22 protein-coding genes are annotated in these 20,759 nt (G+C 58.4%); 8 read left to right on the top strand and 14 right to left on the bottom strand.

All coding sequences use genetic code 11. The features are described 5' to 3' along the window. The first annotated feature begins 110 nt into the window (after window positions 1-110). Together M8318_RS07540 and M8318_RS07535 are read left to right on the top strand one after the other, a co-directional pair. On the top strand, window positions 111-2,015 hold the full coding sequence (locus M8318_RS07540; protein WP_262661782.1) for an ABC transporter ATP-binding protein: 1,905 nt from the start codon (window positions 111-113) through the stop codon (window positions 2,013-2,015). A gap of 15 nt (window positions 2,016-2,030) precedes the next feature. Beyond that, a complete protein-coding gene (locus M8318_RS07535) occupies window positions 2,031-2,969 on the top strand; it encodes a LysR family transcriptional regulator (RefSeq protein ID WP_262661780.1) in 939 nt (312 codons plus the stop codon). On the opposite strand, the gene mdcH is transcribed toward M8318_RS07535, so the two are convergent. The 8 genes from mdcH to mdcA form a co-directional block, all read right to left on the bottom strand. Then, window positions 2,959-3,858: a malonate decarboxylase subunit epsilon gene (gene mdcH, locus M8318_RS07530; protein WP_262661779.1), complete on the bottom strand. Its 900-nt coding sequence runs from the start codon at window positions 3,856-3,858 to the stop codon at window positions 2,959-2,961. The genes M8318_RS07535 and mdcH overlap by 11 nt on opposite strands. Then, window positions 3,855-4,475: a malonate decarboxylase holo-ACP synthase gene (locus tag M8318_RS07525; protein WP_262661777.1), complete on the bottom strand. Its 621-nt coding sequence runs from the start codon at window positions 4,473-4,475 to the stop codon at window positions 3,855-3,857. The genes mdcH and M8318_RS07525 overlap by 4 nt, the downstream gene beginning before the upstream one ends. Window positions 4,476-4,477: 2 nt before the next feature. Continuing rightward, window positions 4,478-5,437 (bottom strand): AEC family transporter, encoded by a 960-nt coding sequence (locus tag M8318_RS07520; protein ID WP_262661776.1) that lies wholly within the window; start codon window positions 5,435-5,437, stop codon window positions 4,478-4,480. A 128-nt stretch (window positions 5,438-5,565) separates the two neighbouring features. Beyond that, window positions 5,566-6,366 carry a biotin-independent malonate decarboxylase subunit gamma gene (gene mdcE / locus M8318_RS07515; RefSeq protein WP_262661774.1) on the bottom strand — a complete coding sequence of 267 codons (801 nt, stop codon included), beginning with the start codon at window positions 6,364-6,366 and terminating at the stop codon, window positions 5,566-5,568. Continuing rightward, window positions 6,366-7,199, bottom strand: coding sequence for a biotin-independent malonate decarboxylase subunit beta (locus M8318_RS07510; protein ID WP_262661772.1), 834 nt, complete (start codon window positions 7,197-7,199; stop codon window positions 6,366-6,368). Before M8318_RS07510 ends, mdcE begins: the two co-directional genes overlap by 1 nt. Then, complete coding sequence (mdcC, locus tag M8318_RS07505; RefSeq protein ID WP_106995179.1) at window positions 7,192-7,491, bottom strand: malonate decarboxylase acyl carrier protein; 300 nt, start codon at window positions 7,489-7,491, stop codon at window positions 7,192-7,194. Before mdcC ends, M8318_RS07510 begins: the two co-directional genes overlap by 8 nt. 9 nt (window positions 7,492-7,500) lie before the next feature. Next, complete coding sequence (locus tag M8318_RS07500; protein WP_262661770.1) at window positions 7,501-8,358, bottom strand: triphosphoribosyl-dephospho-CoA synthase; 858 nt, start codon at window positions 8,356-8,358, stop codon at window positions 7,501-7,503. Continuing rightward, window positions 8,358-10,013, bottom strand: coding sequence for a malonate decarboxylase subunit alpha (mdcA, locus tag M8318_RS07495; protein WP_106995181.1), 1,656 nt, complete (start codon window positions 10,011-10,013; stop codon window positions 8,358-8,360). The genes M8318_RS07500 and mdcA overlap by 1 nt, the downstream gene beginning before the upstream one ends. Before the next feature lie 227 nt (window positions 10,014-10,240). Here mdcA and M8318_RS07490 point away from each other — a divergent pair, with 227 nt between their 5' ends. Genes M8318_RS07490 through M8318_RS07480 form a run of 3 tightly spaced genes read left to right on the top strand, consistent with a single transcriptional unit; the run spans window position 10,241 to window position 12,378 of the window. Further along, window positions 10,241-11,263, top strand: coding sequence for a hydrolase (locus tag M8318_RS07490; protein ID WP_262661767.1), 1,023 nt, complete (start codon window positions 10,241-10,243; stop codon window positions 11,261-11,263). After that, the gene (locus M8318_RS07485) at window positions 11,260-11,478 is read left to right on the top strand and encodes a YheU family protein (protein ID WP_106995183.1); all 219 of its coding nucleotides are present in this window, start codon (window positions 11,260-11,262) and stop codon (window positions 11,476-11,478) included. Before M8318_RS07490 ends, M8318_RS07485 begins: the two co-directional genes overlap by 4 nt. A 30-nt stretch (window positions 11,479-11,508) precedes the next feature. Continuing rightward, window positions 11,509-12,378, top strand: a complete 870-nt coding sequence (locus M8318_RS07480) for a phosphoribulokinase (protein ID WP_262661766.1) — start codon at window positions 11,509-11,511, stop codon at window positions 12,376-12,378. 42 nt (window positions 12,379-12,420) lie between these two features. Here M8318_RS07480 and M8318_RS07475 read toward each other — a convergent pair whose 3' ends face one another. Continuing rightward, window positions 12,421-12,825, bottom strand: a complete 405-nt coding sequence (locus M8318_RS07475; RefSeq protein WP_142487354.1) for an OsmC family protein — start codon at window positions 12,823-12,825, stop codon at window positions 12,421-12,423. A gap of 310 nt (window positions 12,826-13,135) precedes the next feature. Between M8318_RS07475 and crp the strand changes: the two genes are divergently transcribed. Together crp and M8318_RS07465 are read left to right on the top strand one after the other, a co-directional pair. Beyond that, window positions 13,136-13,768 (top strand): cAMP-activated global transcriptional regulator CRP, encoded by a 633-nt coding sequence (gene crp / locus M8318_RS07470; protein WP_000242758.1) that lies wholly within the window; start codon window positions 13,136-13,138, stop codon window positions 13,766-13,768. Window positions 13,769-13,825: 57 nt separating this feature from the next. Continuing rightward, complete coding sequence (locus tag M8318_RS07465; RefSeq protein WP_262661825.1) at window positions 13,826-15,913, top strand: YccS/YhfK family putative transporter; 2,088 nt, start codon at window positions 13,826-13,828, stop codon at window positions 15,911-15,913. Between the two features lie 35 nt (window positions 15,914-15,948). Here the strand turns inward: M8318_RS07465 and argD are convergent, their stop codons facing one another. The 5 genes from argD to ppiA form a co-directional block, all read right to left on the bottom strand. Further along, a complete protein-coding gene (gene argD / locus M8318_RS07460; protein ID WP_262661765.1) occupies window positions 15,949-17,169 on the bottom strand; it encodes a bifunctional acetylornithine/succinyldiaminopimelate transaminase in 1,221 nt (406 codons plus the stop codon). 88 nt (window positions 17,170-17,257) lie between these two features. Beyond that, window positions 17,258-17,821: an aminodeoxychorismate synthase component 2 gene (gene pabA / locus M8318_RS07455; protein WP_262661764.1), complete on the bottom strand. Its 564-nt coding sequence runs from the start codon at window positions 17,819-17,821 to the stop codon at window positions 17,258-17,260. Between the two features lie 30 nt (window positions 17,822-17,851). Continuing rightward, complete coding sequence (locus M8318_RS07450) at window positions 17,852-18,454, bottom strand: putative adenosine monophosphate-protein transferase Fic (RefSeq protein WP_262661763.1); 603 nt, start codon at window positions 18,452-18,454, stop codon at window positions 17,852-17,854. Beyond that, on the bottom strand, window positions 18,444-18,611 hold the full coding sequence (locus tag M8318_RS07445) for a YhfG family protein (protein ID WP_166184367.1): 168 nt from the start codon (window positions 18,609-18,611) through the stop codon (window positions 18,444-18,446). The genes M8318_RS07450 and M8318_RS07445 overlap by 11 nt, the downstream gene beginning before the upstream one ends. Before the next feature lie 108 nt (window positions 18,612-18,719). Next, the gene (gene ppiA / locus M8318_RS07440; protein ID WP_032614775.1) at window positions 18,720-19,292 is read right to left on the bottom strand and encodes a peptidylprolyl isomerase A; all 573 of its coding nucleotides are present in this window, start codon (window positions 19,290-19,292) and stop codon (window positions 18,720-18,722) included. A gap of 278 nt (window positions 19,293-19,570) precedes the next feature. Between ppiA and tsgA the strand changes: the two genes are divergently transcribed. Continuing rightward, the gene (gene tsgA / locus M8318_RS07435) at window positions 19,571-20,755 is read left to right on the top strand and encodes an MFS transporter TsgA (RefSeq protein WP_262661762.1); all 1,185 of its coding nucleotides are present in this window, start codon (window positions 19,571-19,573) and stop codon (window positions 20,753-20,755) included. Window positions 20,756-20,759: the final 4 nt, after the last annotated feature.

The raw sequence follows: 20,759 nt of genomic DNA, 5'->3' as shown, positions 1-20,759 counted from the left end.
GTCGTCATCACTGTTGTTTTGGGCTACCATGGCACACCCACGCGGCGCGTGGCGGCACATTTAACCTGATTATAATGACAACTTAACATAGTCGGAACACACGGCGCTCTATGATTGTTTTCTCCTCATTACAAATTCGTCGCGGCGTACGCGTCCTGCTGGACAACGCTACAGCCACCATTAACCCGGGCCAGAAAGTGGGCCTGGTGGGCAAAAACGGCTGCGGTAAATCCACGTTACTGGCATTGCTGAAAAACGAGATCAGCGCGGACGGCGGTAACTTTACCTACCCGGGCAACTGGCAGCTGGCCTGGGTAAACCAGGAGACGCCCGCCCTGAGCGTACCGGCGATGGACTATGTGATTGACGGCGACCGGGAGTACCGCAAGCTGGAAGCCGAGCTGCACGCCGCCAACGAACGCAACGACGGTCACGCGATTGCCACCGTCCACGGCAAACTCGATGCCATCGACGCCTGGACCATCCGCTCCCGCGCCTCCACGCTTCTGCACGGTCTGGGTTTCAGCAATGAACAGCTGGAACGCCCGGTCAGCGACTTCTCCGGTGGCTGGCGTATGCGTCTCAACCTGGCCCAGGCGCTGATCTGCCGCTCTGACCTGCTGTTGCTCGATGAACCGACTAACCACCTCGATCTGGATGCCGTCATCTGGCTGGAGAAATGGCTGAAGAGCTATCAGGGCACGCTGATCCTGATCTCCCACGACCGTGACTTCCTCGATCCGGTGGTGGACAAAATTATTCATATCGAACAGGAATCGATGTTCGAATACACCGGCAACTACAGCTCGTTTGAGCGCCAGCGCGCAGTGCGTCTCTCCCAGCAGCAGGCGATGTACGAAAGCCAGCAGCAGCGGGTGGCGCATCTGCAAAGCTTTGTCGATCGCTTCAAGGCCAAGGCCTCCAAAGCCAAACAGGCCCAGAGCCGCGTCAAGATGCTGGAACGGATGGAGATGATTGCCCCGGCGCACGTCGACAACCCGTTCCACTTCAGCTTCCGGGCGCCGGAGAGCCTGCCCAATCCGTTGCTGAAAATGGAAAAGGTCAGCGCCGGTTATGGCGACCGCATCATTCTCGACTCCATCAAGCTCAACCTGGTTCCGGGTTCCCGTATCGGTCTGCTCGGGCGCAACGGTGCCGGTAAATCGACCCTGATTAAGCTGCTGGCGGGCGAGCTGGCTCCGGTCCGCGGCGATATCGGTCTGGCGAAGGGCATCAAGCTGGGCTATTTCGCCCAGCATCAGCTGGAATTTTTACGCGCTGACGAGTCCCCGTTGCAGCACCTGGCGCGTCTCGCTCCCCAGGAGATGGAGCAGAAGCTACGGGATTACCTGGGCGGCTTCGGCTTCCAGGGCGATAAAGTCACCGAAAACACCGAGCGCTTCTCCGGCGGCGAGAAAGCGCGTCTGGTGCTAGCCCTTATCGTCTGGCAGCGCCCGAACCTGCTCCTGCTCGATGAACCGACTAACCACCTGGATCTGGACATGCGCCAGGCCCTGACCGAAGCGTTGATCGAGTTTGAAGGCGCGCTGGTGGTGGTGTCGCACGACCGTCACCTGCTGCGCTCCACCACCGACGATCTCTATCTGGTGCATGACAGCAAAGTCGAAGCATTCGATGGCGATCTGGAAGATTATCAGCAGTGGCTGAGTGACGTGCAGAAGCAGGAGAGCCAGCCTGCGGAAGGGGCCAAAGATAACGCCAACAGCGCCCAGGCGCGTAAAGATCAGAAGCGTCGCGAAGCGGAGCTGCGCACCCAAACCCAGCCGCTGCGCAAAGAGATCACCCGTCTGGAAAAAGAGATGGAGAAGCTCAACGCACAATTGGCTACCGTGGAAGAAAAACTGGGTGACAGCGGACTGTATGACCAGACGCGTAAAGCCGAGCTGACCGAATGCCTGCAGGTGCAGGCCACGACCAAATCCAGCCTTGAAGAGTGCGAAATGGCCTGGCTAGAGGCGCAGGAACAGCTCGAAGGGATGCTTCAGAGCGATTAATCCGGTGGAGGAGCGATGATACCTGACCTGACCAGCGAAATTACCTTTCGCAAACTGAGCATCTTCATGACATTTATGGAGACGGGCAATATCGCCCGTGCCGCTGAGGTGCTGAACCTCAGCGGGGTCAGCGTCCATCGCGCCCTGCACACGCTGGAAGAGAACGTCCGCTGCCCGCTGTTCACCCACAAAGGCCGGAATCTGATCGCCCTGCCCGCCGCCTGGACGCTGCTGGAGTACTGCCAGGAGGTGATTCAGGTCATGGAGCGCGGGCTGGAAGAGGCGCGTAAAACGGCCGGTATCGGCCAGGGCCGTCTGCGGGTAGGCACGCTCTACTCCCTGACGCTCGAGACGGTGCCGCAGTTGATTATGGGCATGAAGCTACGCCGCCCTGATCTGGAGATGGATCTCACCATGGGATCCAACGAGACCCTGCTGCATATGCTGGAAGAAGGCTTGCTGGATGCGATTCTGATCTCCATCTCTGAAAGTGAAATCGACCGCAACAACCTCGAAGCGCTGCCTCTGTTCCACGACGATATCTGTCTTGCCGCCCCCGCCTCGGCGCAGCTCAATACCGACGCGCTGGCGGATTTACGTGACTACAAAGACCAGAAGTTTGTCGCCCTGGCGGAAGGTTTCGCCACCTACGCCGGTTTCCAGGAGGCGTTTCATATCGCCGGTTTCGAGCCGGAGATCGTCACCCGGGTTAATGATATTTTCTCGATGCTGAGTCTGGTGCAGGCGGGTGTCGGCTTTACGCTGATGCCGGGCAGGATGAAAAAAGTGTATGAAAACTCGGTGCAGCTGTTAAAGTTGGCCGAGCCGTATCAAATGCAGCAGCTGATCGCCATCGTCTTTGCCCGCAACCGTGAGCAGGACCCAGGCCTGCGGGCGCTGGCGGCAGAAGGCCGCATGTACGCCCGCCGCCTTGAGCAGAACGCTACGCCTTAAGACGCCGGGCGAGATGCACCGCGACATCAATGCCGCTGCGTTCCAGAGAGACAGACTCCCCTTCCCAGGCCGCCTGACGCGTCAGGCAGGTCAGCACCCCGCCGGGAGGCATCTCTATTGCCAGCTGCGCTTCACGCTCGTTCGCGGCAATCACCGCCTCCTGCCAGCGCACCGTCCGGGCCATGTTCATGGCCAGATCGTCGGCAATTTTCTCCGGCTGCCAGAGCACCCGCCCGGTGCTGCCGCTCAGGTATGCGCAGCGCGGACGAGAGAGCGTAACCCGGCTGAACGCCTCGACCAGTTTTTGCGCCGGTTCCGCCAGCAGTTCGCAGTGCGACGGGACGCTTACCGTCAGGCGGCGGGCTTTATTGGCCCCTTTCGCCAGCGCACGCGTCGCCACTTCCGCCATGCCGTCATCGGCACCGGCGATCACAATCTGCGTCTCGGCATTCAGGTTGGCGATATAGGTGCCGGTGCCTTCCATCAGGGTTTCTACCTGGGAAAGCGTTAATCCCATAATCGCCGTCAGGCCGTAGCCCTCGGGATAAGCCTGCTCCATCAGATCGCCACGCAGGGCCACCAGTTTCAGGGCATCAGCAAAATCGAGCGCCCCGGAGATGACCGCCGCAGGATACGCGCCGATGGAGAGGCCGCTGACGATATCCGCCGCGACGCCGCGACGCGCCAGTTCACGCGCCCAGGCGACACCCGCGATCAGCAGCGCGAGCTGTACCGCGCGGGTGTGTTGTAGCGCCGCCGGGGAGTCCAGCGCGTCCACCTCAGTGGCACCCAGCATTTCACGCGCCTGAGCCAGCTCGGTTCCCGGCAAGTTTTGCAGCATACCGGGATGCTGCGTCCCCTGCCCCGGAAAGGTAAACAGGATCTTCATTGTTCCTCCCATGCCCAGGGGTTGGCCGTCAGGCGCGGCCCCCGGTCGGTTTTCAGCAACGTTTTGCCATCACGTAGCCATTCGTTGAGCGCAAAGCCGCCCAGCGGCGTCTCGACCTGGGTATCGGCCCGACAAAGGGCCCCTTTAAGGTGCGACTGCCAGGCCAGCAAAACATCGGGAGAGAGGGGCTGCGGGGCGCGGATCAGCAGATCGAGATCGCTGTCGGCATGGATCACCGCAATGCCGGTGGCCAGCGCATAGCCGGTGCTGCCGGTAATGCCCCAGGTCCAGGGCCAGGTCATGCGTGAAAGCTGTACAGCCACCTGAACCGGTGGCTGAGTGATAAAGGGCGAGCGCAGCAGACTCGCTTCTGCGCTCAGCTGTTCGGGGGAGACGACACGAACGATCTGGTCCGGGTTAACCCAGCCCGCCGCACGCTGATCGCGCTTCAGGCCACGTACACCCACAGGAATACGTCCGTTACCATCAACATCACGCCGCACCACCACCGGCAGGCCGGTGTGCCAGGCGCCATCTACCCAGGCGTCGGCAATCCCTTCCAGCGCGTCACGCGCATTAAGCCAGATAAGGTCGTGGGGGCGTAATGTTGTGGTCATGATTACATTCCTGAAGTCAGCGAGATAAACAGCGGCAGAGACAGGATACACAGGACGGAGCTTAACAGCAGCACGGCTTCTGCATCCGGCGACTGCACGCCAAAGCGGTTACCGAACACCACACCGAAGAAGCCGGCGGACAGGGCAATCATCAGGATTGCGGTGATCGCCACCGAACCGTGGAGACCAAACACCAGCACAATGCCCCAGGCAATCGCCGGCTGAATCAGCAGCTTGGTGATGGTCGCGCTAATCACCATGGTGTTGATCTGCAGCTTACGGGCCGACAGGATCACGCCGGTCAGGAACAGTGCCGCCGCGGTGGCCGCCAGGCCCAGAGGCTTGATGGACGCCAGGACCAGGTCCGGCATTTTGATGCCAATCGCAGACAGAATCACACCCAGCAGTGGCCCCATCACAATCGGTTTCTTGATTGAGCGCCACATCAGAACCGGCAGCATCGCCAGCGTAGACCCACTGTTTGTGCCTTCCGCACGGGCTTTTTCGCGTTCCAGGATCAGCAGACAGAACGGCGTCATCAGCACAGAGCCACAGGCGATCGAGACCGCCACGGAGAGGGAGGTCGCAGAGCCTTCGCCCAGCACGCTACCCAAAATCGGCAGCCCCAGCGCCGCGTAGTTTGGCAGTGCCACGGTCAGGGTCAGCACGGCGGCATCCTGCGGGGACTTTTTAAAGACTTTAGTTGCGAGGAAGTAGATGGCCGCATAGGTGATCCACATCGCCAGGGTCAGGACAAGGATCAGCGGCGACTGGGCAATGATACCTACCCAGGGCGTTTGCACCGTGGCGCTGAACAGCGCGGCGGGCAACGCAAAATCCATCACGAAGATATTAAGCAGAGAGACATTTTTGTTATCCACCATTTTGGCTTTACCGGCCCAGAAGCCGAGCAGCATGATGACAAAAATGGGTGCAAGGGCATGAACAATCACATAAGTCATAAATCACCTGTAAAAAAAGAAGTTTAAGCACTGACGCGATGGTTATTATTTTCAGGATGCAGGTTCCCGCGTGGGCGCAACGGGTGCGCCCACGGGGCGTGCATCTGGCAGGTCTTTTCTTTTTGGTATTACCAGCTGGCTCGCATACGTTCGCGTACAAGAGCTGAGCTATGGCGATTGTCGGCACCCAGACGGCTTTTCAGCGTCGGATCCCGGCGAGCGTCATCAATGGCCTGTTGTAAGGTGGTTTTCACCAGCGCCAGATCGAGAGAGGAAGGTGCGTCCGGATTGCTGATATCCAGCAGGTTTTCCAGCAGCCCCAGCGTAGCGTAGTTACTGATGTCATACGCCATTGGCGGAATGGTTGCCGCCAGTTTTTCCAGTGCTTCCACGGTACGCAGCGTGATGCGTGCGGCAGACTCTTTGCCCATCGCGTGGATCAATACGCCCTGGTCGTTAAAGGCGATCAGCCGGTTGGCCTGATAGCCGTGGGCCAGAAACGCCCCTGACATCGCTTTCCCGACGATAAGGCCAATCACCGGATGGCCCGCCAGACGCGCGTTAGCATAGGCCGCAGCAGCACCGGCCAGCGCCTGGTGAATACCAAAGCCCTCTTCGCGACGACCATAGGCCTGGCTCGGCACGTCGATGACCGCCACAATCGGGCGTTTCACCGCGTTGTCAGCATCGGCCGCGACGGTTTCGCTTACCACTTTGGCCAGGGTCCAGCCTTCCAGCAGACCCACTTCGCCTCGCGCCGCACGCGGGTAGTGGTTGTTGGCATCCGGTACCACTGCGACAAAGCGCACCGCTTCGCCATTCAGCTCGCCGTCTGCCGCCTGCACCGATGGGCAAAGCCCTTCCAGACGTTTGGCATGCGGCGCAAGGGTTTCCAGCCAGAGCTCACCACGGCTAATTGAAGTACTCATCATTTCACCTCCCGGGCAAAGAGCGCGTGAATCTGTTCGGTATCCGCCTGTTTGCGGGTGTCGAATTTGGTCAGGCGGTCGAGATACCAGTCGTAATTGTCGGTGCGGTGTTTAGCCGGCACGCCTTTCGCAATCGCGTCGTTCATCGCCGCTTTCACCGCGTTCACGCCGTCGCCCACCAGGGCGTCCACCAGCCCGCTTTGATAGCGAATTTCGCCCCCGGTCATGCTCCAGATAAACGGACGGTCGCGGGAGTCGTACTCTTCAATCCCTGCTTCCTGCTCGATAACCTGTGGGCCGTTGAGGCCGAGACGCGCTTCGCGGGTCACGATCAGATAGCTGCACAGCGCGGCCGCAATGGACATCCCGCCGAAGCAGCCGACGGTACCGGCGACAATGCCGATGACCGGGGTATAGCGACGCAGATCGACAATCGCAGCGTGAATATCCGCAATCGCCGCCAGGCCAAGGTTAGCTTCCTGCAGACGTACGCCGCCGGTTTCCAGGCTCAATACTGCCTGGGTTGGAATACCGTTGCGGTTATCTTCCGCCGCCAGCTCCAGCGCAGCCGCCATTTTGGCGCCTGAGACTTCGCCCATGCTGCCGCCCTGGAACGCGCCTTCGATCGCTACGACCACCGCGGGTTTGCCGTTGATGGTGCCTTTCGCCACCACCATGCCGTCATCGGCCTGCGGCACAATGCCCTGCGCACCCAGCCACGGAGAGATAATCTCTTCGAACGGATCCAGCAGTTCGCGGAAGCTGCCCTCGTCGAGCAGAGCCTGCGCACGCTGGCGCGCTTTTAATTCGATAAAGCTGCTGTCATCACGCATGGCTCACCCCCTCAAAGACCTGTTCGATACGAATGCGTGCCACGCCCGGCGTGGCGCCAAAGTCGTGGATGGTCAGTTTGCCCGCCGGCAGGCTGCTGACGGTCTGCAATCTGTTGAACAGCGCATCCCAGCGGCCACGGCTGTTATCGACGGAGGTGGTGATTTCAATTGCCAGCGTCTGGCCCTGGTCGGCGGTAAATAACACCTCCATATCCCCGGAGCCAACAACGCCTGCCAGCGCTTTGCCGTTCAGGGTACGGCTGGCGGGCAGAGTTAATGTGATTTTTTCCATAACATCCTCTTAATTCGCTAAATAAGGCGTCTCTATGCGGTCAAGGAACAGCGTGGCGGCCAGCAGGTCGGCCGCGCCGCCCGGAGAGGCATTGAGCAAGAGCATCTGTTTGTCTAATAAGGCTAAGATGCGTTGCCCCTCAGTGTGAGCGGTGCCGCCAGCGGCTAATACCGCCCGGGCGCCATTCTGCATGGCATCCAGCCCCTCCATACCGGCGCGGGAGAGCACACAGGTATCGGTTAACGAGGTCATGATCGCCATTAACGCATCGAGCCGGGCATGGGCTTCGGTACCGCCGTTAAGCCGGCTCAGGCGAAGCTGCGGCAGCGCCCGCTGCATAATGTGCGGAAACGCCTGCTGCGCCTCTTCGCGCGCGCCTGGCACCCGATAACGGTGAGTGGCGCGCAGCCCTTTACTGAATACTTTCGGCGCGACGTCATCCGGCAGTTTCGCCAGCTGCGCGGCGGTATCGGCTACCGTCCGGGCTTGCGCACTGCCACCGAGCATCGCCACGGCGCTGACTAACAAGCCCAGGGCCCAGATAGCGCCCCGGTGGGTATTCACCCCGCCGGTGGCGGCCATCATCCGCTGCTCTCCTTCGCGGCCCAGCCGACCTACGGTCTGCCGTAGCGCGATATCGGCCGGACGCTGCCAGCTTTGCAGCGCCAGCGCCTGAAACGTGGGGGTCAGGCTGTGCGCCGAACGCTCCATCAGCGCGAGCGAGAGATCGTGATGCGCGCCATTCCCCCGACTGTCCACCAGACCGGGTTTCGGGCTTAGTCGCGCTTCGTCAATCAGACACTGCGTGGCGGTTCGCGCCAGCCATTCGGCACCGCCTTCAACCTGGATCCGGGGGAGTAGTTTCATTACCAGCTCCGGAATTTCGCAGGTGGGTTGTACAGACCGCCCGACCATTCCACCAGGTCAGACACGCTGCCAGCCGCCAGCAGAGACCGGGTCGCGTCGGTGCGGCGAATCCCCATGTCTTCCGGGTAGACCACTTTGCCACTCTGGCGCAGCTCGGCGACGCGTTTAGCGTCCACACCCAGACCGATATCGGTGATCCCTGCTACCGCAGCGACCATAGCCCGACGTTCCTCGAGATCTTTGGCGCGGTAGAGGTAAGCAATCCCCTCTTCCGTCAGGACGTGAGTGACGTCATCGCCATAAATCATGACCGGGGCCAGCGGCATACCGGAGGCTTTCGCCACCTCGACGGCGTCGAGTTTTTCCACGAAGGTCGGTTTCACGCCCGCCTGGAAGGTTTCGACCATCTGCACCACCAGCTTTTTACCGCGCTGCATCGGATCGGGTTCAGTGATCATGTTCAGCCAGGCCGGGGTAGCATGACGACGACCGTGCGGGTCGTGGCCCATGTTTGGCGCGCCGCCGAAGCCGGAAAGACGGCCGCGGGTCACGGTTGAGGAGTTGGCGTAGCCATCCACCTGCAGCGTAGAGCCGATAAACATATCCACCGCGTACTGACCTGCCAGCTGGCAGAAGGCGCGGTTAGAGCGCATGGAGCCGTCGGCGCCGGTAAAGAACACGTCCGGACGGGCACGAATGTACTCTTCCATCCCCAGCTCACCGCCGAAGCAGTGCACGCTCTCCACCCAGCCGCTTTCAATTGCCGGGATCAGCGTCGGATGCGGGTTCAGCGTCCAGTGTTTACAGATTTTGCCTTTCAGGCCGAGCTGTTCACCGTAGGTTGGCAGCAGAAGCTCAATGGCGGCGGTGTTGAAGCCGATACCGTGGTTCAGGGACTGAACCTGGTGTTCTGCATAGATGCCTTTGATGGCCATCATCGCCATCAGGATGTGTTCCTGTTTGATCAGGCGTGGGTCACGGGTGAACAGCGGTTCGATGAAGAAAGGCTTATCAGCTACCACCACGAAATCAATCCAGGAGCCGGGGATATCCACGCGCGGCAGATCGCACTCGTCGTCCACCAGCTCGTTCACCTGAGCGATAACGATACCGTCGTGGAAGGCGGCGGCTTCGACCAGCGCCGGGGTATCCTCGGTGCTGGCACCGGTATAGAGGTTACCTTTACGGTCCGCTTTAAAACCGGCAATCAGCGCCACGTTTGGCGACAGATCGACATACAGGCGGGAATAGAGTTCGATGTAGGTGTGGATAGCACCAATTTCCAGCTGCCCGTCTTCCAGCAGCTGCGAAATGCGCAGGCTCTGGGTACCCGAGAACGAGAAGTCGAGTTTGCGGGCGATGCCCTTCTCAAAAATATCCAGGTGCTCGCTGCGACCGACGCTCGGCATAATCATATGCAGATCGTGAACAATTTGCGGGTTCACTTCGGCCAGAGAACGGGAGAGAAAGTCTGCCTGTTTCTGGTTATTCCCTTCCAGTACGACTTTGTCGCCTGGGGCGATCAGTTTTTCCAGCATGGCGACAAGGTCGCCTGTTGGCAGTACTTTGCCCTGCACCGGGACGGAAGCCAGGCGGCGCGCTTTTTCAGTGCGACGCGTGTTCCAGTTCCGGGCTGGCATTTGCCCTGATAACATTGTTAACCTCCTGATTCAGCTCATCTTTAGATTTGCTTAACGTTGAGTTAAGTGTGCCCCCTGGGGATAAAGTCATCAATTAAGCGTAGAGAGGAATCATTAGCATGAGAGTAATAATCAAGGTAAATATTTGTGATCGAGATCAGTTCATGTTTCGGAAAACCAGGCTAAACGGGGTACAATTCGGAAGGTATCGTAAATAACAGACAATAATTAGCATCACCTTTATGACCCAAATCATTCCCTCAGACTTCAACATTACAGCCGACGAGAGTGCAGAATTTGTGCCCATGCGGGGCATGTCGAATCGACACCTGCAGACCATGCTGCCGCGTCTTATCCGCCGTAAAGTGCTTTTTACCCCCGTCTGGCAGCGCCTTGACCTGCCGGATGATGATTTCGTTGATTTAGCCTGGAGTGAAGATCCGCAGCAGGCCCGGCACAAACCCCGGCTGGTGGTCTTTCATGGTCTGGAGGGCAGCCTGCACAGCCCCTATGCGCACGGCCTGATTCAGGCGGCGAAAGCGCGCGGCTGGCTGGGCGTGGTGATGCACTTCAGAGGGTGCAGCGGCGAACCCAATCGCCAGAAACGCATCTATCACTCCGGTGAAACTGAAGATGGCACCTGGTTCCTGCGCTGGCTGGCAGAGACTCACGGCCCGGCCCCTACGGCGGCAGTGGGCTATTCGCTGGGCGGAAACATGCTCGCCTGCCTGCTGGCAAAAGAGGGCGACACTGTTCCGCTGGATGCCGCCGCCATCGTCTCTGCCCCGTTCATGCTGGAGCACTGCAGCTATCATATGGATAAGGGCTTCTCGCGAATTTATCAGCGTTATCTGCTTAACTTGCTCAAAGCCAATGCGGCACGCAAACTTAAAGCTTACCCGAATACGCTGCCGGTCAGTCTGCGACAGCTGAAGAAAGTGCGCCGCCTGCGCGAATTTGACGATCTGATCACCGCCAAAATTCACGGTTTTGCCGATGCGATTGACTACTATCGCCAGTGCAGCGCCATGCCGGTGCTGAGCAACATCACCAAACCGGTACTGATTATTCATGCTAAAGACGATCCCTTTATGGATCATCACTCGATACCCGCGCAGGAATTTTTGCCCGCTAACGTGCAGTATCAGCTGACCGAACACGGCGGACACGTGGGCTTTGTCGGCGGCACGCTGCGCCGCCCGCAGATGTGGCTGGAAACACGCATCCCGGACTGGCTGACCACATACCTGGAACCGATAAGATGATTATTCCCTGGCAAGATCTGGCTCCCGAAACGCTGGATAATCTGATTGAAAGCTTTGTGTTACGTGAAGGCACCGATTATGGTGAACAGGAGCTTTCGCTTGAGCAGAAGGTCGCCGACGTCAGGCGCCAGCTGCAAAGCGGTGAGGTGCTGGTGGTATGGTCTGAATTGCACGAAACCGTCAACATCATGCCCCGCAATCAATTTCGCGGTTAACCGCGACCTCTTTCCATTCAGGGAGTTGCTATGTCCGCCAGACATCCGGTTATTGCCGTTACAGGGTCGAGTGGTGCGGGTACCACTACCACCAGCCTCGCCTTTCGTAAGATCTTCTCGCAGCTGCATCTGCGTGCTGCGGAAGTAGAAGGCGACAGCTTTCACCGCTTCACCCGCCCTGAGATGGACATGGCCATCCGCAAGGCCCGCGATCTCGGCAAACACATCAGCTACTTTGGCCCGGATGCCAACGACTTTGGCCTGCTGGAGCAAACCTTCGCCGAATACGGGCGAAGCGGCACCGGCCAGGCGCGCAAATACCTGCACACCTATGACGAAGCGGTCCCCTGGAACCAGGTGCCGGGCACCTTCACCCCCTGGCAGCCGCTGCCGGAACCGACCGACGTGCTGTTTTATGAAGGCCTGCATGGCGGGGTGGTGACGCCGCATCACGACGTGGCGCGCCATGTCGATCTGCTGGTGGGCGTGGTACCGATCGTCAACCTGGAATGGATCCAGAAGCTGACGCGGGATACCAGCGAACGCGGCCACTCCCGCGAGGCGGTGATGGACTCGGTGGTGCGCTCGATGGAGGATTATATTAACTTCCTGACGCCGCAGTTTTCCCGCACCCATATTAACTTCCAGCGCGTCCCGACCGTGGACACCTCTAACCCCTTTGCCGCGAAAGGCATCCCGTCCCTGGACGAGAGCTTCGTGGTGATCCACTTCCGCAATCTGGACAATATCGATTACCCCTGGCTGCTGGCGATGCTGCAGGGTTCGTTTATTTCGCACATCAATACGCTGGTGGTGCCGGGCGGCAAGATGGGTCTGGCGATGGAGTTGATCATGATGCCGCTGGTGCAGCGGTTGATGGAAGGCAAGAGGATCGACTGACGCTTTGTTGCCCGGTAAGCGCAGCGCCACCGGGCAAGGCGCTTACGCCTCGATCACTTCATACGAATGCGTAATGTTGACCGCTTTCTCCAGCATCAGCGCCACGGAGCAGTACTTCTCCGCAGAGAGATCCACTGCGCGGGATACCGCCGCGTCTTTCAGCGCTTTGCCGGTAACCACGAAGTGCAGGTTGATATGGGTGAACAGGCGCGGTGCCTCTTCACGACGCTCTGAGGTCAGCTTCACTTCACAGTCGGTCACATCGTGACGCCCTTTTTGCAGGATCGACACTACGTCGATGGCGCTGCATCCCCCCGCCGCCATCAGGACCACTTCCATCGGGCTTGGCGCTTTGTCACCGGAGTTGCCATCCATCAAAATCTGGTGCCCGGAAGCGGACTCACCGAGGAACGTTAACCCTTCTACCCATTTCACACGTGCTTGCATTTGTATTAACTCCAGAAGTGCATTTTTGCTGACAGATTACGCGTCGGTAACAATTCTGACAACGGAAGTCGACCTGCATCAAGCTGAAGCGAGACACCAGGAGACACGCGGCAAAAGCTATGCTAAAACAGTCGGGATGCTACAGTAATACATTGACGTTGCACATGTATGCAGAGGACATCATACATTTCAGGCTGCTAATTATTATGACAGCCAGATCCCCAGGCAGGGGAAAGAATTCGATTGCAACCCCAGAGTACAGGTACACAGCCAGACTCTGGAGACAGCTTATAACAGAGGATAACAGCGCATGGTGCTTGGCAAACCGCAAACAGACCCGACTCTCGAATGGTTCTTGTCTCATTGCCATATTCATAAGTACCCATCGAAGAGCACGCTGATTCACCAGGGTGAAAAAGCGGAAACGTTGTATTACATCGTCAAAGGCTCAGTGGCAGTGCTGATCAAAGATGAAGAAGGCAAAGAGATGATCCTCTCTTACCTGAATCAGGGAGATTTCATCGGCGAGCTGGGCCTGTTTGAAGAAGGTCAGGAGCGTAGCGCCTGGGTTCGTGCGAAGACCGCGTGTGAAGTGGCTGAGATCTCCTATAAGAAGTTCCGCCAGCTGATCCAGGTTAACCCGGATATCCTGATGCGCCTCTCCTCGCAGATGGCTCGCCGTCTGCAGGTCACGTCTGAGAAAGTGGGTAACCTCGCCTTCCTCGACGTAACGGGCCGTATCGCTCAGACCCTGCTGAACCTGGCGAAACAGCCAGACGCCATGACCCACCCGGACGGTATGCAAATTAAAATTACCCGTCAGGAAATTGGTCAGATCGTCGGATGTTCGCGTGAGACAGTCGGTCGTATTCTGAAAATGCTGGAAGATCAAAACCTGATTTCCGCCCACGGTAAAACCATCGTGGTTTACGGAACACGTTAATTCCGCTCAAACGGCGTGGCATCGCAGGATGCCACGCCGTTTTTGTCTCTATCACTCATGTGGCGCAGGCTCATTTATCACCCGGAAGTTAACTACGCACTGCGGCAAACCCTGGTGTTGTGTCTCCCCGTGGCTGTGGGTTTGATCTTCGGTCATCTGCAACAGGGTCTCCTCTTTTCCCTGGTTCCAGCCTGCTGCAACATCGCTGGCCTCGACACACCGCATAAACGCTTTTTTAAACGTCTGACTATTGGCGGCTGCCTGTTTGCCGGATGTAGCCTGGCCGTGCAGCTGTTACTGGCGCGGGATATTCCGCTGCCGCTCATTCTGACCGTGCTGGCGATGACGCTAGGGGTCACGGCTGAGATCAGCGCCCTGCATGCGCGACTGCTGCCCGCCTCGCTGATTGCGGCCATCTTTACCCTGAGTCTTGCCGGCAACATGCCGGTCTGGGAACCGCTGCTCCTCTATACGCTGGGCACCCTCTGGTACGGGCTGTTTAACTGGTTCTGGTTCTGGATGTGGCGCGAACAGCCCCTGCGCGAGTCGCTGAGCATGCTCTATCAACAGCTGGCGGATTACTGCGAAGCAAAATATACCCTGCTGACCCAGCACACCGACCCTGAGAAATCGTTGCCGCCGCTGCTGGCCCGCCAGCAGAAGGTCGTGGATCTGATCAGCCTCTGCTACCAGCAGCTGCATATGCTGGCGGCCAACAGAAACCACGAATACAAACGTCTGCTGCGCACCTTCCAGGTGGGGCTGGATCTGCAGGAGCATATCTCCGTCAGTCTGCACCACCCGAAGGAGGTGCAAAAGCTGGTGGAGCGCAGTCACGCCGAAGCGGTGATCCGCTGGAACGCACAGACCGTGGCGGCCCGCCTGCGGGTGCTGGCAGACGACATCCTCTATCATCGCTACCCCACCCGTTTCACCATGGACAAACAGCTCGGCGCGCTGGAGAAAATCGCCCGTCAGCACCCGGATAACCCGGTGGGACAGTTCTGCGCCTGGCACTTCAGCCGTATTGCCCGGGTGCTGCGCACCCAGCGTCCGCTCTACCCGCGCGACCTGATGGCCGACAAGCAGAAACGCCTGCCGCTGATCCCCGCCCTGAAAAGCTATCTGTCGCTGAAGTCTGCCGCCCTGCGTAATGCGGCGCGCATCAGCGTGATGCTGAGTATCGCCAGCCTGATGGGCATGGCGCTGCACCTGCCGAAACCCTACTGGATTTTAATGACCGTCCTGCTGGTAACGCAAAACGGCTACAGCGCGACGCGGGTGCGTATTCTCCACCGGGCGGCCGGCACCATGGTGGGGCTAATCATCGCCGGTGCCACCCTGCACTTCCACGTTCCGGAAGGCTATACCCTCGCCGGGATGCTGGTGATCACTCTGGTAAGTTACCTGTTTATTCGCAAGAACTACGGCTGGGCGACGGTGGGCTTTACGGTCACGGCGGTGTATACCCTGCAGCTGCTGACCCTGAACGGGGACCAGTTTATTGTCGCCCGGCTAGTGGATACCCTGATTGGCTGCCTGATAGCCTTCGGCGGCATGGTCTGGCTGTGGCCGCAGTGGCAGAGCGGACTGCTGCGGCAGAATGCCCACGACGCGCTGGAGGCCGATCAGGAAGCCATCCGCCTGATCCTCAGCGACGATCCGCAGCCAACGCCGCTGGCCTGGCAGCGCATGAAGGTCAACCAGGCGCACAACGCCCTGTTCAACTCCCTCAACCAGGCGATGCAGGAGCCGGGCTTTAATTCGGCCTATCTGGCGGACATGAAACTGTGGGTAACGCACAGCCAGTTTATTGTCGAGCATATCAACGCGATGACGACCCTGGCGCGGGAGCATACGATGCTGACGCCAGACCTGGCGCAGCGTTATCTGCAGTCGTGTGAGATTGCGCTTCAGCGCTGTCAGCAGCGTCTGGAGTATGATTCGCCGGGCGAAAGCGGCGATGAGAATATCCTGGAAGCCCCCGAAACCCTGACCTATGGGCCTATGAGCACCCTGGAGCAGCATCTGCAGCGCATCCTGGGGCATCTGAATACCATGCACACCATTTCGTCAGTGGCATGGCGACAGCGCCCGCATCATGGGATCTGGTTGATCCGGCGCTTGAAACGGACGCCATATTAAACGCCGGGTGGCGCTGCGCTTACCCGGCATCTCACTTACGGCTGAACCACGCGCTTCACCGCGGCGGCAAAACGGGTCATCCCTTCGTCGATATCCTCGCTCTCCACCAGCAGCGACGGCGCAAAGCGCATCACGTCCGGCCCGGCATTGAGCACCATCGCCCCTTCGCTGGCGGCGGCGTAGAGGAAATCGCGCGCCCGGCCTTTGTATTGCGGCTTCAGCTCGGCGCCAATCAGCAACCCCATGCCGCGAATATCACTGAAGACATCGTACTCGGCATCGATCTGCTGAAGGTGTTTCACAAACTGCTCGCGCTTCGTGTTGACGCCGCTCAGCACTTCCGGGGTGTTGATGATATCGAACGCTGCCCCAGCCACGGCACACGCCAGCGGGTTACCGCCGTAGGTGGAGCCGTGAGAGCCCACGTGGAACGCCGAAGCGATATCCTGAGTGGTCAGCACCGCGCTGACCGGGAAACCGCCGCCGAGCGCCTTGGCGCTGGTCAGGATATCCGGGGTCACGCCGTAGTGCATGTAGGCAAACAGATCCCCGGTACGGCCCATGCCGCTCTGCACTTCATCAAATACCAGCAGGGCCTGGTGCTGATCGCACAACTCGCGGAGCCCCTGCAGGAACTCGGGGGTTGCCGCCATCACGCCGCCTTCACCCTGGATCGGTTCAACCACCACCGCGCAGGTGTGATCGTCCATCACCGCTTTTACCGCATGCAGATCGTTAAACGGGACGTGGATGATATCGGCCGGTTTCGGGCCAAAGCCGTCGGAATATTTTGGCTGACCGCCCACGGTCACGGTAAACAGCGAACGACCGTGGAAGGCGTTGTGGAAGGCGATGATTTTGGTTTTGAACGGGCTGTGGCGGGTGGAAGCGTAGTAGCGCGCCAGCTTAAAGGCCGTTTCGTTGGCTTCGGTGCCGGAGTTCATAAACAGCACGCGCTCGGCAAAGGTAGCGTCGATAATTTTACGCCCCAGACGCAGCGCCGGTTCGTTGGTAAAGACGTTGCTGGTGTGCCACAGGGTTTCGCCCTGGGTTTTGAGCGCCTCGACCAGCGCCGGGTGACAGTGGCCTAACGCCGTCACCGCAATGCCGCCCGCAAAATCAATGTACTCTTTGCCCTGCTGATCCCAGACGCGGCTGCCTTTCCCCTTCACCGGGATAAACTCGGCCGGTGCATAAATTGGCAGGATAACTTCATCGAATGTTGCGCGCGTAATTGCAGATTGTTCAGTTGCCATGTAACCCCACCCTTTTTTTAAGCAAAAAGCAGAAGTGAAAATATAATCACGAAATATGCTTAAAAAATCACTTTATGGCAACTAAAAATCAACGATTGAGGAAATTAGCCAGCAGCTGGTGGCCCTGTTCGCTGAGAATGCTTTCCGGGTGGAACTGCACTCCTTCCAGATCCCATTCGCGATGGCGGATACCCATGATCTCCTGAGTCTCGCTCCAGGCGGTGACCTCAAAGCAGTCGGGTAAGGTGGGCGGGTCAATGACCAGCGAATGATAGCGGGTCACGGTGAGAGGATTATTCAGGCCAGAGAAGACCCCCGTGCCGTTGTGAGTCACCGGGGCGGTTTTGCCGTGCATCACTTTGGCGGCACGAACGATCGTCGCGCCAAAGACCTGACCGATGGCCTGATGGCCGAGGCAGACGCCGAGGATCGGCAATTCACCGGCATAGTGTTGGATCACCGCCAGCGAGATCCCGGACTCATCCGGTGTGCAGGGGCCGGGAGAGATAACGATTTTCTGGGGATTCAGCGCCGCGACATCCTCCAGAGAGAGCACGTCGTTGCGCCGGACCATCACCTCCGCCCCCAGCTCGCAAAAATACTGGTACAGGTTCCAGGTGAAGGAATCGTAGTTATCAATCAGCAGAATCATGGCGGCTCCTGAAAAAATGGCCGCCCTATTCTACTCAGTTTCCCGGGCTTCGCTTACCACTTTGCTGAAGATTGTCTTTAACGCACTCAGATCGCCCATCGCACCGCTCTGGTTGGCCTGCGCCCATGCGTCAGGGTCGATATCGCGCCAGTCGAGCTGATAGCCCGCGTGGATCGCCAGCTGCTCAAAGAAGATGCGCTGGGCGATACCGTTGCCGATGCGGAACGGGTGCAGAACGTTGATTTCGCAGTAGTAATGGCTGAGGCGTTCAATAAAGGCGTCTCTCTCCAGGCCAACGAGATAGCCCTCCTCCTCCAGATCCTGCATCAGGGCATTGCCCTCTTTTTCGATATAGGCGAAGTGGCAGAATCGGGTGTCGCCCTGATAGATATCTATTTCACGAATATCGCCTGCCCAGTCAAAAATATCCTGGTAGAGGTGCTGGTGAATGGCGCACAGATGCGGCAGGCCCCGCAGCAGCGGCCCGAGAGGCAGGGTGGCTGCGCGTAACGCGGTCAACTCATAGGCGGCCTGCGCAAGGCGTTCCGCCTGACGAATACTCAGCCGGTTACGCATCACGTTCAGACCGGGATAGAGATAAGGATCGCGATCGTTGCCGTATTTATCGCTCATGCTGCCTCCCTAACTCCTCAAGACGATGCTGCGCCTCATCTGCGCTGAGGGTGACTAATGGACTGTCGACCCCTTCAAGGCGGCGGCTGGCCTGAAAATTCGTGTTTCGCTGTTGTTCCCAGAGACGGGATTTTTGCTTATCAGTGAGTTTTTTCACCTGTTACCTCCCTGCTTGTGCCCGTGTTGCCACAAGTATAAGCAGCAAACTGCGGTTTCGCAGGGAGGTAAAGGTAAGGCGGGCAAAACCTGCCCGCGCTATGAGGGATTAAGGCAGGACTTTCGCAGAGAGGATAACTACCGGTTTTGTCGGTACATTCTGGTACGGACCGACATCGTGAGTCTGCACCTGAGAAATTTTATCGGCCACATCCATGCCTTTCACAACTTTACCAAATACCGCATAGCCAAAATCACGCTGGCCGTGGTCGAGGAAGGCGTTATCCGCCACGTTGAGGAAGAACTGGCTGGTGGCGCTGTCTTTATCGGCAGTACGCGCCATGGAGATGGTGCCGCGGCTGTTGCGCAGGCCGTTATCCGCTTCGTTCTTGATTGGCGGATTAGGCTGTTTCTGCTGCATCTGCTCGTTGAAGCCGCCGCCCTGCAGCATAAAGCCCGGGATCACGCGGTGGAAGGTGGTGCCGTTATAAAAACCGCTGTTCACATAATCGAGGAAGTTTTTCACAGAAACGGGGGCTTTCTGACTGTTCAATTCCAGCTCAATGTTACCGGCAGAGGTGGTCAACAGAACGTGCGGGTCTCCTTTTGCTGCCAGCGCAGCAGGAGAGAGGGCTGAGAGAGCGAGTACAGCCGCGACAGCCGCCAGAGTTGATTTGAGCATGAGAATTCCTTAACAAAGCGCAGTAAAGAAAGCGAATGGCTTGATTCTAAAGAGCAGTATGGATCCAGGCCAGCCATTTACCTAATTTTACGCATTTGAAACAGTTGTAACCGCCGGGCAAACTGACGCCACCAATGTTAACGTGATATAAATCACATCAAAACATGCAATTTTTGTTTAATTAACCATAAAAGATTTAAATAGATCACATTCACGCTTAAAATCTGGCCGCCCGCAGCGCCGTCAATGCGCTTTACATTTCTATTCACAGGCCAGTCATGACTAACAGCAATCGTATTAAGCTCACATGGATCAGCTTCTTCTCCTACGCCCTTACCGGTGCGTTGGTGATTGTCACCGGGATGGTGATGGGAAATATCGCAGACTATTTCAACCTGCCCGTTTCCAGCATGAGTAACACCTTCACCTTCCTTAACGCCGGGATCCTGATCTCCATCTTCCTGAACGCCTGGCTGATGGAAATCGTCCCTCTGAAAACCCAGCTGCGTTTCGGCTTTGTGCTGATGGTCGCCGCCGTCGCGGGCCTGATGCTCAGCCACAGCATCGCCCTGTTTTCTGCCGCCATGTTTGTGCTCGGGCTGGTCAGCGGGATCACCATGTCGATCGGCACGTTCCTCATTACGCATATGTATGAAGGCCGCCAGCGCGGCGCGCGTCTGCTGTTTACCGACTCCTTCTTCAGCATGGCAGGGATGATCTTCCCGATGGTGGCTGCGGCTCTGCTGGCTCGCAGCATTGAGTGGTACTGGGTTTATGCCTGCATCGGCCTGGTCTACGTGGCGATTTTCGTCCTGACCTTCGGCTGTGATTTCCCGGTACTCGGCAAAAAAGCCCAGACCACCAGCGAACCGGTGGCGAAAGAGAAATGGGGTACCGGGGTGCTGTTCCTCTCCGTTGCCGCCCTGTGCTACATCCTCGGCCAGCTGGGCTTCATCTCCTGGGTACCAGAGTATGCCAAAGGGCTGGGCATGAGCCTGAACGATGCCGGTCAGCTGGTCAGTGATTTCTGGATGTCGTACATGTTCGGCATGTGGGCGTTCAGCTTTATCCTGCGCTTCTTCGATCTGCAGCGGATCCTCACCGTACTGGCAGGTGCCGCCACCGTCCTGATGTATCTGTTCATCAACGGTTCGCCGGAGCAGATGCCGTGGTTTATCCTGACGCTCGGCTTCTTCTCCAGCGCCATTTATACCTCGATCATTACTCTGGGCTCCCTGCAGACCAAAGTGGCCTCGCCGAAACTGGTTAACTTCGTGCTCACCTGCGGCACCATCGGCACTATGCTGACCTTCGTGGTCACCGGCCCGATTGTAGCCCACAGCGGCCCGCTGGCGGCGTTACACACCGCTAACGGTCTCTACGCCGTGGTGTTCGTGATGTGCCTGGTGCTGGGCTTCGTAACCCGCCACCGCCAGCATAACCTGGCAGCAGTGTCTCATTGATCCC

Source organism: Leclercia tamurae (assembly GCF_025566055.1).
In the GTDB taxonomy this organism is placed as follows: domain Bacteria; phylum Pseudomonadota; class Gammaproteobacteria; order Enterobacterales; family Enterobacteriaceae; genus Enterobacter; species Enterobacter tamurae.
Note: the sequence above shows the minus strand (reverse complement) of the source record. Positions and strands in the feature narration are given on the sequence as shown.